This window comes from Marinobacter sp. RI1 (assembly GCF_041155085.1).
Classification (GTDB): domain Bacteria; phylum Pseudomonadota; class Gammaproteobacteria; order Pseudomonadales; family Oleiphilaceae; genus Marinobacter; species Marinobacter nauticus.
In genome coordinates, this window is record NZ_AP031605.1 from 170,403 (window position 1) to 185,289 (window position 14,887).

The 14,887-nt window shown below is 57.6% G+C and carries 14 protein-coding genes and 1 tRNA gene; 5 read left to right on the top strand and 10 right to left on the bottom strand.

All coding sequences use genetic code 11. The features are described 5' to 3' along the window. Positions 1–29 precede the first annotated feature (29 nt). From ACAM27_RS00780 to ACAM27_RS00825, 10 genes are all read right to left on the bottom strand, one after another. Positions 30–236: a bacterioferritin-associated ferredoxin gene (locus ACAM27_RS00780; protein ID WP_011784001.1), complete on the bottom strand. Its 207-nt coding sequence runs from the start codon at positions 234–236 to the stop codon at positions 30–32. 99 nt (positions 237–335) lie between these two features. After that, a complete protein-coding gene (pepQ, locus tag ACAM27_RS00785; protein WP_222197670.1) occupies positions 336–1,625 on the bottom strand; it encodes a Xaa-Pro dipeptidase in 1,290 nt (429 codons plus the stop codon). Position 1,626: 1 nt separating this feature from the next. Then, positions 1,627–2,532 (bottom strand): LysR family transcriptional regulator, encoded by a 906-nt coding sequence (locus tag ACAM27_RS00790; protein WP_014420322.1) that lies wholly within the window; start codon positions 2,530–2,532, stop codon positions 1,627–1,629. A 75-nt stretch (positions 2,533–2,607) separates the two neighbouring features. Further along, positions 2,608–3,618, bottom strand: a complete 1,011-nt coding sequence (locus ACAM27_RS00795; RefSeq protein ID WP_369612414.1) for an ABC transporter ATP-binding protein — start codon at positions 3,616–3,618, stop codon at positions 2,608–2,610. Beyond that, complete coding sequence (locus ACAM27_RS00800) at positions 3,615–4,613, bottom strand: ABC transporter ATP-binding protein (RefSeq protein ID WP_023008397.1); 999 nt, start codon at positions 4,611–4,613, stop codon at positions 3,615–3,617. Before ACAM27_RS00800 ends, ACAM27_RS00795 begins: the two co-directional genes overlap by 4 nt. Before the next feature lie 4 nt (positions 4,614–4,617). After that, the gene (locus tag ACAM27_RS00805; RefSeq protein ID WP_011783996.1) at positions 4,618–5,550 is read right to left on the bottom strand and encodes an ABC transporter permease; all 933 of its coding nucleotides are present in this window, start codon (positions 5,548–5,550) and stop codon (positions 4,618–4,620) included. Further along, positions 5,547–6,596, bottom strand: a complete 1,050-nt coding sequence (locus tag ACAM27_RS00810) for an ABC transporter permease (protein ID WP_011783995.1) — start codon at positions 6,594–6,596, stop codon at positions 5,547–5,549. Before ACAM27_RS00810 ends, ACAM27_RS00805 begins: the two co-directional genes overlap by 4 nt. Before the next feature lie 81 nt (positions 6,597–6,677). Continuing rightward, entirely contained in the window at positions 6,678–8,240 is a 1,563-nt protein-coding gene (locus tag ACAM27_RS00815; protein ID WP_011783994.1) for an ABC transporter substrate-binding protein, read from the bottom strand. Positions 8,241–8,396: 156 nt separating this feature from the next. Continuing rightward, positions 8,397–9,119, bottom strand: coding sequence for an LrgB family protein (locus ACAM27_RS00820; protein ID WP_014420317.1), 723 nt, complete (start codon positions 9,117–9,119; stop codon positions 8,397–8,399). Then, complete coding sequence (locus tag ACAM27_RS00825) at positions 9,112–9,477, bottom strand: CidA/LrgA family protein (RefSeq protein WP_222197755.1); 366 nt, start codon at positions 9,475–9,477, stop codon at positions 9,112–9,114. The genes ACAM27_RS00820 and ACAM27_RS00825 overlap by 8 nt, the downstream gene beginning before the upstream one ends. Positions 9,478–9,555: 78 nt before the next feature. On the opposite strand from ACAM27_RS00825, the gene ACAM27_RS00830 reads away from it, so the two are divergent. The 5 genes from ACAM27_RS00830 (at position 9,556) to ACAM27_RS00850 (ending at position 14,880) form a co-directional block, all read left to right on the top strand. Then, complete coding sequence (locus tag ACAM27_RS00830) at positions 9,556–10,101, top strand: YaeQ family protein (RefSeq protein ID WP_011783991.1); 546 nt, start codon at positions 9,556–9,558, stop codon at positions 10,099–10,101. A 90-nt stretch (positions 10,102–10,191) separates the two neighbouring features. Next, a tRNA-Arg gene (locus ACAM27_RS00835) sits at positions 10,192–10,268 on the top strand. A gap of 350 nt (positions 10,269–10,618) precedes the next feature. Continuing rightward, complete coding sequence (locus tag ACAM27_RS00840; RefSeq protein WP_369612415.1) at positions 10,619–12,331, top strand: type I restriction-modification system subunit M; 1,713 nt, start codon at positions 10,619–10,621, stop codon at positions 12,329–12,331. After that, on the top strand, positions 12,321–13,706 hold the full coding sequence (locus ACAM27_RS00845) for a restriction endonuclease subunit S (protein WP_369612416.1): 1,386 nt from the start codon (positions 12,321–12,323) through the stop codon (positions 13,704–13,706). Before ACAM27_RS00840 ends, ACAM27_RS00845 begins: the two co-directional genes overlap by 11 nt. Then, entirely contained in the window at positions 13,699–14,880 is a 1,182-nt protein-coding gene (locus ACAM27_RS00850) for a DUF4268 domain-containing protein (protein WP_369612417.1), read from the top strand. Before ACAM27_RS00845 ends, ACAM27_RS00850 begins: the two co-directional genes overlap by 8 nt. Positions 14,881–14,887: the final 7 nt, after the last annotated feature.

The following is a 14,887-nucleotide window of genomic DNA, read 5'->3' on the forward strand; positions in this document are numbered from 1 at the left end:
AATTGCAATATGTGGACAGGCCCGCCTGGTCAGGCGGGTTGCGCCAGCATGTTGGCGAGCGCCATATAATCCGGTGACCGGGACTCTTTCAGAATTTCCCGGGCAGTGCAGGCGCAACGACCACACTGACGACCGACGCCAAGTTCCTTGCCGAGCTGGCGCATGGAACTGACACCGCTTTCAGCGGCTTCGCGGATTTCTCTGTCTGTTACCCCGTAACACAGGCAAACGTACATAGGGCGCTCTCACTAACAGCACTAAAGTTAGTGATAATTATTGTTATTAACAAACAGGATTGCAACCCTTTTGCACTCAGTTTTTGTAGTAAAAAGTGACTATTCGCATTCTCGCGTTAAGTTCCGGGCCCCGGCCGCTGTCACCACCACATTATCTTCAATCCGGATTCCACCACAGCTCTTCAGTTCATCAATCAGCGCCCGGTTCAGATACTGGGCTTCAGGCCCGTTCAGCAAAGGGTCCAGCAGCGATGGAATAAAATAGAGCCCCGGCTCGATGGTGACCACCATGCCGGCCTCCAGGGTGCGGGTCAGGCGCAGGAACGGCGCATCTTCCGGGGACGGCGTCGGTTTGCCGGCGACATCGTGCACCTGAATGCCCAGAAAATGCCCCATGCCATGGGGAAAGAACGCCCGGGTGATGCCCTGCTCCACCATGGCTTCATCCGCTAAACCGGACACCAGCCCCGAAGCTGATAGCAGGGCCGCAATGCCCAGGTGAGCCTTGCGATGAATGTCCACGTAGTCCACGCCGGGCGAAACCATCTCGCACAGCCGCAGCTGCAGTTTCTCCAGCCCGTGAACCAGCGCGGTGAATCTCGGCTCATCCGGCCCGGCGGTGGTGCGGGTTATATCTGAACAGTAGCCACGGTAGCGCACCCCGGCATCAATCAGCAGACTGCGGGGCCGGCGGGGTGGCTGCAGGTCGTAGTACTGGTAGTGCAGTGTGCCGGCATGTTCGTTCAAACCGATGATGCTGTGATAGGGTGCCTCCACTTCCCGCTGGCCGGTGGCCTGCTGGTAGGCGAGACTGATACCGAATTCGCTGTCGCCGGCCAGAAACGCCTCTCTGGCCGCCCTGTGACCGGCCAGGGCAATCCGGTTAGCGTGTGCCAGGCATTCAATTTCGTACGGAGTTTTGTGCACGCGGGTTTCTTCCACGGCTGCCACCAGTGCCGCCGGGTTATGATCTCCCGGCACGCCTTCCAGCACCAGCGGATCACCGATTATCGCCAGCCTCCCCGGGCTATCTAGCTCCGGGGCGCCAGCCTGCTGCCGGCTGCGAACGTCTACAACCTCCAGCCAAGGCTCTTCAGCCATCACCGGGTTGGCGTGCCAGAAGTCCACCGGCTGGTATAGCCAGAGCACCGGTTTCTGGCCGGGCCGAACCAACAGCCAGCTGTGCTCCTGGCCAGCCAGCCCGGTCCAGTGCAGAAACGGGCCGAAGCCCTGGAATACATAGGCCTGATCATCCCGATACCGGTAGGGCGCCGCGCCCGAGGCAATCAGCAGGCTGTCATAACCGTGGTCAGCCATGGCCCGTTCGTACCGGTTCTGCAGCTCACGGATGTGGGCAGGCTGCAGGTCGAGGATATCTTGATTTGGCATATCAGGTTTCCAGTTGTTTCCAGAGATTCAGTATGTCGTCTGAGCGGGCGTCACTCAGGCGGATCAAACGTATTTCCAGCGGCACGTCCCAGCGCTCATCGCCAGCCCGTACCAGGCGCCCAAACTGTTCGCTTTTTTCCGTCATCCGCTTGGGCAGCCAGCCCATGCCGAAGCCCTGTTTGACCAGGGCCTTGATGCTCGCGGACTGGGTATTCTCGTTCAGTGGCAAAAGATTCGCCGGCAGCTTGCCGCGTTGCAGATGCCCGTCGATAGCCGACTGCAAAAACCCACGGCTGTGGTAGGCAATCAGGGGCACAGGCTGTTCATCAGTGCCTGGCAACCGGTAACGGGGCTCGCCCTGCTCATTGGCGATACTGACCGGCACCAGTGCTTCCCTGCCAATCGTCTGCCACTGAAACTTGTCACTGGCCAGGCGATCTCCCCAGGGCAAATCCGGGTGCCAGTAACACAACACCAGGTCACATTCGCCGCTTTCCAGGGCATCCAGAAACTGCTCCCCCACCCAGTTGGTGGCGGTCAGGTTCAGCTGAAGGCGCTCGGCAATGCCCATCTCCGTCGCCCAACCCTGATAGAAATGTGAAAACAGCCCCTGAGTAGAACCAACGCTGATGCGGGCAGACGCTTCCGCATCCAGAGCGGCTATCCGGTCCCGGGTGTCCCGGACCTCCCGGGTGATGCGTTCACACAGTTCCTGAAACACTTCTCCGGCCGGGGTCAGGGACAATGGCAGAGTCTGGCGATTGATCAGGGTGGTGCCCATGGATTCCTCCAGCAGCTTGATGCGCCGGCTGAACGTAGGCTGGCTCACGTGCTGCTGTTCGGCAGCCCGTGAGAAGTGGCGCGTGCGGGCAAGCGCCAGAAAGTCTTCCAGCCAGCGTATTTCCATGGGAACCCCTGAGGTTTGGCAATGATCACAACCGGTACGTTGCTGCAGGCATGATAGCCTATGCGCGCCCGGCCGTTACAAACGCCCTTCCTCAACGGCGTGACAGGCCACCTGCGCCCCGCCGTCGGTGGCGATCAGCTGTGGAACTTCCTGCCGGCAACGCTCATTGGCATAGGGGCAGCGGCCGTGGAACACGCACCCCGAGGGCAGATTCACCGGCGTGGGCACCTCGCCCTGAAGGCGAATGTGATTGGGCCGGTCATCCTCGAGTTTCGGGATGGCCGACAGCAACGCCTGGGTATAGGGATGCCGGGGCATGGCGAACAGGGTTTTGGTGTCTGCCAGCTCACACACCCGGCCCAGGTACATGACGGCCACCCGGGTACCGAAGTGTTCTACCACCGCGAGATCGTGGGTAATGAACAGGTAGGTCAGACTACGGCTTTCCTGGGCATCCATCAACAGATTCAGCACCTGGGCCTGGATAGACACATCCAGGGCCGAGATGGGCTCATCGGCAACGATAAATTCCGGGTCCACCGCCAGGGCGCGGGCAATGGCAATCCGCTGGCGCTGACCACCGGAAAACTCGTGGCCAAAGCGACTGCCCCAGTCCGGGTCGATACCCACCGAATGCATCACTTCGTGAATCTTGTCCCGCACCTGAACCGGGGACCAGTCCGGATGGTGGAAACGGATCGGCTCTTCCAGGGTCTGCTGAATCGTCATTCGCGGATTCAGGGAAGCATAGGGATTCTGGAAGATCATCTGCATCTTGCGGCGGTAGGGCAGCGCAGCCTTGCCTTCCAGATTATCAATCCGCTGGCCGCCATAGTGGATCTCTCCAGCGCTCGGCGAGAGCAACCCCATCACGGTGCGGGCGACGGTGGATTTGCCACAACCGGACTCACCGACCACACACAGGGCCTCGCCCTTCTGCACCTCCAGGTTCACACCGTTGATGGCGTGCACCGCTTCCTGTTTACGGCGCAAACGCCCACCTTCAAACCGGAGCTGCTCAAGGAAGCTGCCGGACAGATCAAAACGTTTTTCCAGACCGCGGATACTTACCAGAGGGGAGGTCATGATTCGGCCTCCTGCATGCGTTTCTCCTGCTCAATCAGGTTGGCAACTTCGTAACAGGCGACGTCAACGTTGCCGGAGCGCACATATTCCGGCATGGCGCGCTTGCACTGGTCGGTGGCGAAGTTACAGCGGGGATGGAACGGACAACCCGAAGGCACATTCTTCAGGGATGGCATGGAGCCAGGTATCTGGAACAGCCGCGCACCCGGTTCACCCATCTGGGGCAGCGCGTTGATCAGCCCCTGGGTGTAGGGATGCTGGGCATCGTTGATGATTTCCCGGGTCGGGCCCTGTTCGATGATCCGGCCGGAGTACATGACCAGCATGCGCTGGGTCACCTGCGAGACCACCCCGAGATCGTGGGTGATCAGCATCAGCGCCACGTTTTCCTGCTCACACAGGTTCAGCAGCAGGTCCATGATCTCGGCCTGGATGGTCACATCCAGGGCGGTCGTGGGTTCATCGGCAATAATGATTTCCGGGTCCAACAGCAGGGCGATGGCAATGATCACCCGCTGGCGCATGCCCCCTGACAATTCATGGGGATACTGGTCCAGCCGCTTTTCCGGCGAGGGAATCTGCACTTTCTGCAGGCGATCCAGGGCAATGGCCCTCGCCTCTTTCTTGCTGATCTTCCGGTGTGCCAGGATCGCCTCCACCATCTGGGTGCCGATGGTGAGCACCGGGTTCAGGGTCATCATCGGATCCTGGAAAATCATGGCGATGCGGTTGCCACGAATTTTGCGCAGCTCCCGCTCGCTCATGGCGGCCAGGTCTTTGCCTTCAAACAGAATCTGGCCACCGGCGATATAACCGGGCTTGGCAATCAGGTTCAGGATAGAGAAGGCCGCCACTGATTTGCCGGCACCGGATTCACCCACCAGGCCCAGCCGCTCGCCCTTGTCCAGGCTGAAACTGATACGACGCAGGGCGGTCAGATCGCCACCGCGCACCGCGAAACGTACATCCAGGTTTTTCACTTCCAACAGTGCCATGGTGTTACCCCTTATACAGCCGTGGGTTCATCACATCCCGCAACCAGTCACCCAACAGATTGATGACCAGCACGAGCACCACCAGCACCAGGCCGGGGATCAGGGTGATCCACCAGGAACCGCTCTGGATGTAGTCAAAACCGGATTTGATCAACGAACCCAGTGACGGCTGGGTTTCCGGCATGCCAAGGCCGAGGAACGACAGCGCCGCTTCGGAGATAATGGCATTGGCAATCTGTACCGTGGCAATCACAAAAATGGGCGACAGGGTATTGGGCAGGATGTGCCGGAACATGATGCGTGGCGTACCGAACCCCATCACCTTGGCCGCGTCCACATACTCCTTTTTCTTCTCCGCCAGCACCGAGGCCCGCACGGTACGGGCAATCTGCGGCCATTCCGCCACGCCGATGATGAAGATCAGCATGTAGATGGCAATCTCACCGAACATCAGGTTGCCAAAACTGGCCTTGAACACCGCGCCGACAATGATCGCCACCATCAGGGTAGAGAACGACAGCTGCACGTCGGCAATGCGCATCAGGATGGCATCAACCTTACCGCCCAGATAGCCGGCCAGCAGGCCAAACAGGATACCCAGCGCCGCCTGCAACACCACGGCACCAAAGCCAATCATCAGCGACACCCGGGTGCCGTAAAGTATGGTGGAGAGCAGATCCCGGCCCTGGGCATCCGTGCCCAGCGGGAACGCGGGATCAGCGCCGTCCAGGCCCACCGGTGGAAGCTCGGAGTTCATGATGTTGATCTGCGCCAGATCATAGGGATCGGCGGGCGCCAGCCAGGGCGCAAACACCGCCGCCAGCACCATGGCCAGTAGCACCAGAAAGCTCGCAATCGCTACCTTGTCGCGTTTGAAGCTGTACCAGAAAAAGGACTCGCGGAAGCGGTCCCAGCGGGAAACCGTTGCCGTTGTCATGCTTTCTTACCTGTCAGTTTGACGGTGGGATTGACCAGTCCGTAGATCAGGTCCACCAGTGTGTTGGTCACCACGAAGATCAGGCCCACTACCATCAGGTAAGCCACAATCAGGGGAATATCGCTGCGGGTGATGGCCTCCAGGAACATCAGGCCCAGACCCGGCCACTGAAACACCGTCTCGGTCAGGATGGTGTAGGCCACCATGATGCCGATCTGTACGCCGCCCACGGTAATCACCGGCAGCATCGTGTTCTTCAGGGCATGCAGGAAATTGATACGGCCCGCGCTCAAACCCTTGGCCCGGGCATAGCGGATGTAATCGCTTTGCAGAACCTCCATCATCTCTGCCCGGATCAGGCGGATAAACAGAGGCAGCATAATGGACGCCAGCGACACGCAGGGCAGCACCAGATGGGCCAGGCCTTCGCTGGTAAACAGGCCGGATTCCCAGGTGCCGAACAGGTGCACCAGGTCATCACCACGGCCATAGGACGGCAGCCCACCTTCGGTGGTAAAGAAATCGTTGAGCCACTGGCCCCAACCGGTATCGGCCGGAAACCAGTTGACCGTCACACCAATGGAGAACAACTGAATCAGAACAATGGCCGTGAGAAACACCGGTATGGAAATACCGACCGTACTCACGCCCATGAAGAATTTGGACAGCCAGGCCTGGGGCCGGATGGCGGCGTACACGCCAATGGGGACCGACAGGAAGATGATGATCAGACTGGCGCCGATCACCAGTTCCAGGGTGGCTGGCAGATGTTCGGCAATCACTTCCAGCGCCGGCTTGCTGTAAAAATAGGAATTGCCCAGGTCGCCCTGTATGGCATTACCCGCAAACCGCAGGTACTGGACCAGGAAGGGGTCGTTCAGCCCCAGCTCCTCACGAATGGCTTCCCGCTCTTCGGCAGAGACGGACATGCCCACCATTTCCTGAAGCGGGTCCCCGAGGCCATCCTGAATGGCAAAGGCGATGATGCTGATCACAAACATGACCAGCAGCGCCTGGGATATCCGCTGAACCAAAAACGCTAGCATGAAGGATTTACCGTTGATGAATACGTGAAAGCCTCTCTCCCGCACCGGGAGAGAGGTTGGGTCTCAGGGAGCACGCTCCCCTTATTCGATAACCAGATCGCCCAGGTAGGGGAAGTTCATGACATTGAGCACCGGCTCGATGTTCACGCCCTTGCGGGAGGCCCAGGCCAGGTCCTGCCAGTGCAGCGGTACGAAGGCTGCGTCGTCGTACAGACGCTGTTCCACTTCCTGCAGCATGGCCGCACGCTTGTCCAGGTCGGTCTCCACGTTGGCTTTTTCCACCAGGGCATCGATTTCCGGGTTGCAGTAGTTGCCGGCGTTGTACTGGCCATCACCGCTGTCAGCATCCGGGCAGAAGGTGAGGAATTCGTAAAAGTTGGCGGAATCCTCGGTGTCTGCGTGCCAGCCAATCAGCATCATATCGGCGGCACGGTTGTCATACTCCGGCCAGTACTGGGCTTTCGGCAGGGTTTTCAGGTCCACCTTGATGTTGATGCGCGCCAGCATGGCCGCCGCTGCCTGCGCGATCTTGTCGTCGTTCACGTAGCGGTTGTTGGGGGCCATCATGGTGATGGTAAAGCCGTCCTCATAGCCGGCTTCTTTCATCAGCTGCTTGGCTTTCTCAACATCGAAGCGAGGCTTCAGGTTTTCGTTATGGCCCTGGTAACCCGCTGGCGACATCTGTGCTGCCGGCGTGGCAAAGCCTTTCATGATCTTGGCAGCAATACCTTCCTGGTTGATGGCGTAGGCGATGGCCTGGCGAACTTTCGGGTTCTTGAAGGCTTCAACCCGCTCCTGATTCATATGGAACAGGATGATACGGGTGCCGCTCATAGTCACCAGTTCGCTGTTGCGGTCGCGCTTGATGCGGTCCAGATCATTGGGTGGAACCGGAGCAATGAAGTCGACACCGCCAGACAGCAGGGCGGATACCCGGGTAGCGTTTTCCTTGATGGGAGTCAGCACGATCTTGCCCACGTTGCCCGGAGACTCAGTATCCCAGTAATCATCGAAACGCTCGAACTCGACACGCACGCCCTGTTTACGCTCGGTTACCGTGTAAGGACCGGTGCCGGACAGGTTCTCGGAAGCGAAGGAGTTACCGTGCTTGAGGATGGCGTCCTTGTCTTTGCCATCTTCGGTCTGGCCGGAATAGAACTCACTGTCCAGCGGGAAAATGTAGGTGGCGGTGTTCAGCAGCAGAGGGTAAGGCTCGCTGGTGACCAGCTCGAAGGTGTAATCGTCGATCACATTGATGGCGCTGAAGGGTTTGAAAATCGCCTTGAAGTCCTGGCTTTCCTTCAGTCGCTCAAAGGTGAACTTCACGTCGGCCGTGGTCAGTTCGTTACCAGAATGGAACTTCACACCCTCGCGCAGCTTGAAACGCATGGTCTTGTCGTCCACACGCTCCCAGCTTTCTGCCAGGCGCGGCTCGAAACCCAGATCTTTGGTCCAGCGCAACAGCGGATCAAAGGTCATGTGAGACAACTGCAGAATGCCGCCAGACAACTGCTCATGAATATCGAGGGTAACGGGATCGGCGTCGTACGCCATTTTCAGTTCTTTGGTCGCATCGGCTGCCAGGGCCAGAGGCGCAGACGCCAGGGCCATGGAGCCAACAAAAGCTGCCAGTATTTTTTTCATCGCGTTTTCCGTCGCTGTTTTAGGAATTTTCACGGAACATCGGTGCAGGACGGCACCGATTGCCTGGCAAACAAGCTAGTCTCGGAAAACCCTTACGGCAATCGAAATTGCAACATGGACCTATTCGTATGGTGAATGACCCAAAAAGCAGCAGCCTCAGAACGGAAAGACAAAGGGCAAAAACAGCGCCGTAAACACACCCGTCAATCCCATCCCCAGGGAGGCAAAAGCGCCCGCCGTGGGGCTGATCTCAAACGCCCGGGCAGTGCCAATGGCATGACCATTAAGCCCCAGGGCAAAACCCACCATCCGGTCATCGGAAATCTTCATCCATTTGGCACCCCAGTCCACAAATACCGAGGCCAGTACGCCGGTAATCAGCAGACCGCCGAGGGTGAGTGCAACCGAGCCACCCAGCTGTTCCGCAATACCCATGGCAATGGGCGCGGTAACCGACTTCGGCGCCAGCGACGCCAGTATGGAAAGCGGAGCGTCCATCAGCCAGGCAATACCCACCGCATAGACAGCTGCCAGACTGGCCGCCAGTGGCAAAGTGCACAGAATTGGCCGCCAGAGCGCGCGAATATGGTGCATCTGCTGATACAAAGGCACACCCAGGGCCACCGTCGCCGGCCCCAACAATACCGTTAACCAGCGCGCGCCCTGCTGATAGGTTTCATAGCCAATACCACTGGCGGCCACCGCCGCCGCCAGAATCACCGCCGCCATCAATACCGGCGGCATCCACAGGGGGCGTCCCACCTTCGCGAACAACCAGTTTGCCGCCATAAATGCCGCCAGCGTCAGGGCAATGGAAAGCATCGGGCCTGTGGTCCAGACCAGCAGCAATTCCTGCATTCGTCCGTTGAACTCAGTCATGACTGTGCCCCCGGGTGTGATCTGCCGCCGTTTTCTTCATCAGCCACAGCGTGGTCACGGAACTCAGCAAGGTACCCGCAACCAGCGCCACCGCGACGGAAAGCCAATGGCCGGCAAAGCGGTCGGCAATAAAGAACACCCCGACAACGCCCGGTGAAATCAGCAGTACCAGCACCGAGATCAGCCCGCGACTGGCTTCCGCCAACTGATCACTGACCCGCCCCCGCAGCATCAGAGTGGCCGTGACCATCACCATCCCCAGCACGCCACCACTGATGGGCAGGCCGACCAGCACCCGCAGTGCCTCACCCAGCAGAAAAAACACCACCAGAACCAGAAAACCCCGCAACAACACCATGCTGCTATGCCCCGCCACGCTCAATATGCTCTACACTAACGCCCTGATCCGCCCAAAGACCATAGGACTATTCATTCAATGGCACTGAAAGCCACCATCTTCAAAGCCACCCTCCATATCGCCGATATGGACCGGCACTACTACGCCGACCACCATCTGACCGTTGCCCGCCATCCCTCTGAAACCGACGAGCGGATGATGATCCGGCTGCTGGCCTTCGCCCTCAACGCCAACGATAACCTGGAATTTACCAAAGGCCTGAGCACCGACGACGAGCCGGAACTCTGGCAAAAATCCCTGACCGGAGACATCGAACTCTGGGTGGAACTGGGCCTGCCCGAGGAAGACCGCCTGCGCAAGGCCTGCAACAAGGCCAACCAGGTCATTCTCTATACCTACGGCGGGCGTGCGGTGCCGGTGTGGTGGGACAAGCACCATAACAAGCTGGAAAGATTTAGCAACCTTACTATTGTCGACCTTCCGGCAGAAGGAACAGCCGCACTGGCGGCCCTGGCAGAACGGTCCATGACCTTGCAGGTAAGCATCCAGGATGGCGAAGTGACCATCAGCAACGAGCAAAATCTGGTCAACCTGACGCCAGACCAGCGGCTACCTCGAATTTGAACGAAACGCTTGATGGCCGGGGCTGGACAGAAGCCGCCGGCACACGTAAGATTGCGCACTCGAAATTGACGAGCACTCGTTATTTCGAATGCGCCCGTAGCTCAGCTGGATAGAGCGTTGCCCTCCGGAGGCAAAGGTCATAGGTTCGAATCCTATCGGGCGCGCCATTATTTCCAAAGGCTTGCGTGAGAACGCAGGCCTTTTTTATTTGGCTGTGCCCAAATGGTGCCCTGAGTGTGCCTTGGATTTCAAGGCACAAGAATAGCCTCCTGCCATTCTGACCGTTGCCCTGCTTCCCCACATAGCGGGTTTGGGCACAGCCTCCCGCAGCCTTGCCTAACCCCACCAACTAACGTAAAACAACCCTATATCGAGTGGTTAGCAAGCAATACACCCCGGTATTGCCCGTCACTCCCCGGAACAATCAAAGGCACGAACCGACACAACCTGTCGCTCGGTGCCTTTACGCTTTATCAGAGACAGATAGCAGTAACTTCTCATAGGAAACAACCAAGCAATGAACAACACGGAACAGCAATTCCTCAAAGCCCTGGACGACAAACTCTGGAAAGCCGCCGACAAGCTCCGCGCCAACCTGGATGCCGCCAACTACAAGCACGTGGTGCTGGGCCTGATCTTCCTGAAATACGTCTCCGATGCCTTCGAGGAGCGCCAGGAAGAATTGCTGGAGCGGTTCAAGGATGAGAACGACGACATCTACTACCTGCCGCCGGAAGACTACGACGGCGACGAGGACTACCAGCAAGCCCTGCTGGAAGAGCTGGAAATACTGGATTACTACCGCGAAGCCAACGTGTTCTGGGTGCCCAAACCGGCCCGCTGGAGCACCCTGAAAGAAAAAGCCGTGCTGCCCGTGGGCACCGTACTCTGGCAGGACGACGCCGGTAACGACGTTAAGCTGCGCTCCGTGTCCTGGCTGATCGACAACGCCCTGGAAGAAATCGAGAAAAGTAACGCCAAGCTCAAGGGCATCCTCAACCGCATCAGCCAGTACCAGTTGGACAACGACAAGCTGCTGGGCCTGATCAACACCTTCTCCGACAGCTCCTTCACCAAGCCGGTGTTCGAGGGCGAGAAGCTGAGCCTGCACAGCAAAGACATCCTCGGCCATGTGTACGAATACTTCCTGGGCCAGTTCGCCCTCGCCGAAGGCAAGCAGGGCGGCCAGTATTACACCCCCAAAAGCATAGTCACCCTGATTGTCGAAATGCTGCAGCCCTACTCCGGCCGCGTATACGACCCGGCCATGGGCTCCGGCGGTTTTTTTGTCTCCAGCGACAAGTTCATCGAAGAACACGCCAGCGAGCAGCACTACGACGCCTCAGAACAAAAGAAGCACATCTCCGTGTACGGCCAGGAGTCCAACCCCACCACCTGGAAGCTGGCCGCCATGAACATGGCCATCCGGGGCATCGACTTCAACTTCGGCAAGAAAAACGCCGACACCTTCCTGGACGACCAGCACCCGGACTTACGCGCCGACTTCGTAATGGCCAACCCGCCGTTCAACATCAAAGACTGGTGGAGTGAATCCCTGGCCGACGACGTGCGCTGGAAGTACGGCACTCCGCCCAAGGGCAACGCCAACTTCGGCTGGATGCAGCACATGCTCCACCACCTGGCACCCACCGGCAGCATGGCCCTGCTGCTGGCCAACGGCTCCATGAGTTCCAACACCAACAACGAAGGCGAAATCCGCAAGCGCCTGGTGGAAGAAGACCTGGTGGAATGCATGGTCGCCCTGCCCGGCCAGCTGTTTACCAACACCCAGATCCCGGCCTGTATCTGGTTCCTGACCAAAGACAAAGCGAACGGCATGGTGCGCAACGAGAAGAAGCTCGACCGCCGGGAAGAGTTCCTGTTCATCGATGCTCGTAATCTGGGATATATGCGCGACCGAGTGCTGAGGGATTTCACCAACGACGACATCGCCAAAATCACTGACACCTTCCACGCTTGGCAAAAAGGCGAAGGCTACGAAGACATCGCAGGTTTCTGCAAATCCGCCAGCCTGGATGAAATCAAGAAGCATGACTTTGTACTGACGCCGGGGCGTTATGTGGGGGCTCAGGAGCAGGAAGACGACGGAGAGCCGTTTGCCGAGAAGATGGCGCGGTTGACCGGACAGCTGCGGGAACAGTTTGCAGAGAGTGATCGGTTGGAAGCTGAGATCAAGCGGAATCTTAGGAGGATAGGATATGAGCTTTGACTCTGCTTCGAATTGGACCTTGAGGCCACTGGGTGAGTGCATTGATCTCATTATCGACCATAGGGGAAAGACGCCCCGAAAACTTGGTTCCAATTGGGTCGATAGTGGTGTACCTACGATATCAGCCAAAAATGTAAGTGGCGGAAAACTTGTCGCCAAAGAGTCCATTCGGTTCGTATCGCACGATATCTATAAAAAATGGATGAAGGAGGATGTTCGCAAAGGCGACTGTTTATTGGTATCAGAAGGCGCGACCCTAGGAGAATGTTTGTACTGGGATGAGGACTATCCAGTTGTCCTCGGACAAAGAATTTTTTGCATCCGAGCAAACCCGGAAATTCTGAATCCACGATACCTTTATGCGTATATGACTTCTGAAGCGTTTCAGCAGGAGATACGTAGTAGGGCGACAGGCTCCTCTGTGCCAGGGTTGCGCCAAACGGAAGTCTTAAAACTGATGGTTCTCGCTCCTCCTCTTGATGAGCAGGCTATCATTGGCAATACACTCTTTAGCGTCAATGAAAAGATCAAATCAAACACTAAAACTAACCGAACCCTCGAACAAATGGCGCAAGCCATCTTCAAAAGCTGGTTTGTCGATTTCGAGCCGGTCAAAGCCAAGATCGCCGCACTGGAAGCCGGCGGCAGCGAGGAAGACGCCCTGCTCGCAGCCATGCAGGCCATTTCCGGAAAAGGCGAAGCGGAACTAACCCGCCTCCAGGCCGAACAGCCCGAGCAATACGCCGAGCTCCGCGCCACCGCCGAGCTGTTTCCGTCGACTATGCGGGATAGTGAGTTGGGGGAGATTCCGGAGGGGTGGGAGCCCGCGCCCTTATCCGAACTATTCGAGTTACATCGTGGATTTGATCTCCCACAAAAAAGCCGTGAAGAAGGCCCCTACGAGGTCTACGCTGCGGGAGGCCTTCATGGAACTCATAGCCAATACAAAATGGAACCTCCAGGAATCATTACCGGCAGAAGTGGCGTAATTGGCAATGTTTATCTGAGCCTCAAGAAATATTGGCCTCTAAATACAACGCTATACGTTCGCCAGTTTAGGTCATGCGGGCCATACTACGCTTACCATTTGCTCAAGACTCTCGACCTGAAGACTTTGAATTCTGGCTCTGCCGTTCCCAGCCTGAACCGCAACTTTGTCCACTCCATTTCGGTGATAAATCCGGGAAGTACGGTGCTCAACAAGTTCGAAAGCCTCTCAAGCTCACTCTTTGAGCAAGTTGTCCAAAACATTGATCAAAACGAACTCTTAAGCACTCTTCGAGACACGCTTTTACCCAAACTTCTCTCCGGCGAACTCTCAGTTTCAACTGCGGAAGATCAACTAGCTGAAGCGGCGGAACCAGCCAATGTTTAAAATCGATCCCACGGCCAACCGCATCAACCCACTGGAAACAAAACGCTTCAGCGACCTGGGCTTCACCGAGCGCAAACACCTGCAGGAATGGCTGGAGAACTACCCCCAGGCCTTGACCCAGGGCGACGGTGACGAACTGCTGATCATCCAGAAGGAGTTCGACGGCTTCGACGATACTCGTGAGCGGTTGGACCTGCTGGCCATCGACAAGGACGGTAATCTCGTCATCATCGAAAACAAGCTCGATGACAGCGGACGGGATGTGGTGTGGCAGGCGCTCAAATACGCCAGCTACTGCGCCAACCTGAAAAAGCAGCAAGTGGTGGAGATCTTCCAGCGCTACCTGAACCAGAAGGCCCAGAACGAAGGCACCGCACCCACCGATGCGGAGAACGTGTTGCTGGAGTTCCTGCAGGCTGACGATCTGCAATCCGTGCAGCTCAATACCCTGAAAAGCCAACGCCTGATTCTGGTGGCAGCCCACTACCGCAAGGAAGTCACCAACACCGTGCTGTGGCTGAGCCAGTTTGGCGTCAACTGCCAGTGCTTCAAGGTCACGCCCTACCAGGCCGGTGCCGAACTGTTCCTGAACGTGGAGCAGATCATCCCCACCCCGGAAGCCTCGGACTTTATGATTGGCATGATGGCCAAGGAGGCTGAAGAGAAAAACGCCGACACCGAGCTCAAGCACCGCCACACCCTGCGCATGGCGTTCTGGGAGCAGGCTCTGGAGGCCATGAACCAGAGCGACTGTACACTCTATAACAACATCAGCCCTGGCAAGGACCATTGGTTAAGTGCGGGTTCTGGACTGAGTGCCATGCCGTACAACCTGATTTTCGGCAAGAATGAAATCCGGGTCGAGTTCTCCATGCAGCACCGGGAGCCTGAAAGAAACTCCTTTGTCTTTGAGCGGTTGCAGGCAAAGAAAAGCGAGATTGAGGCCGCATTCGGTGACACTCTTGCCTGGCTGCCACTGCCGAACAAGAAAGCCTGCCGTATCCAGTATGCCAAAGCGGTGGATGGCTATAACAAGGATCACTGGCCAGAGATGGTTGCCTGGCTGGTGGAACATATGATCAAGTTGGAAAAGGCCTTGGGCGAGCCGTTGAAAGTGGTTCGCAATCAGGTGCGCCGCGATGACTTTGGCGCGGTTTCGATGGCCGGTCGTTAACGGAATG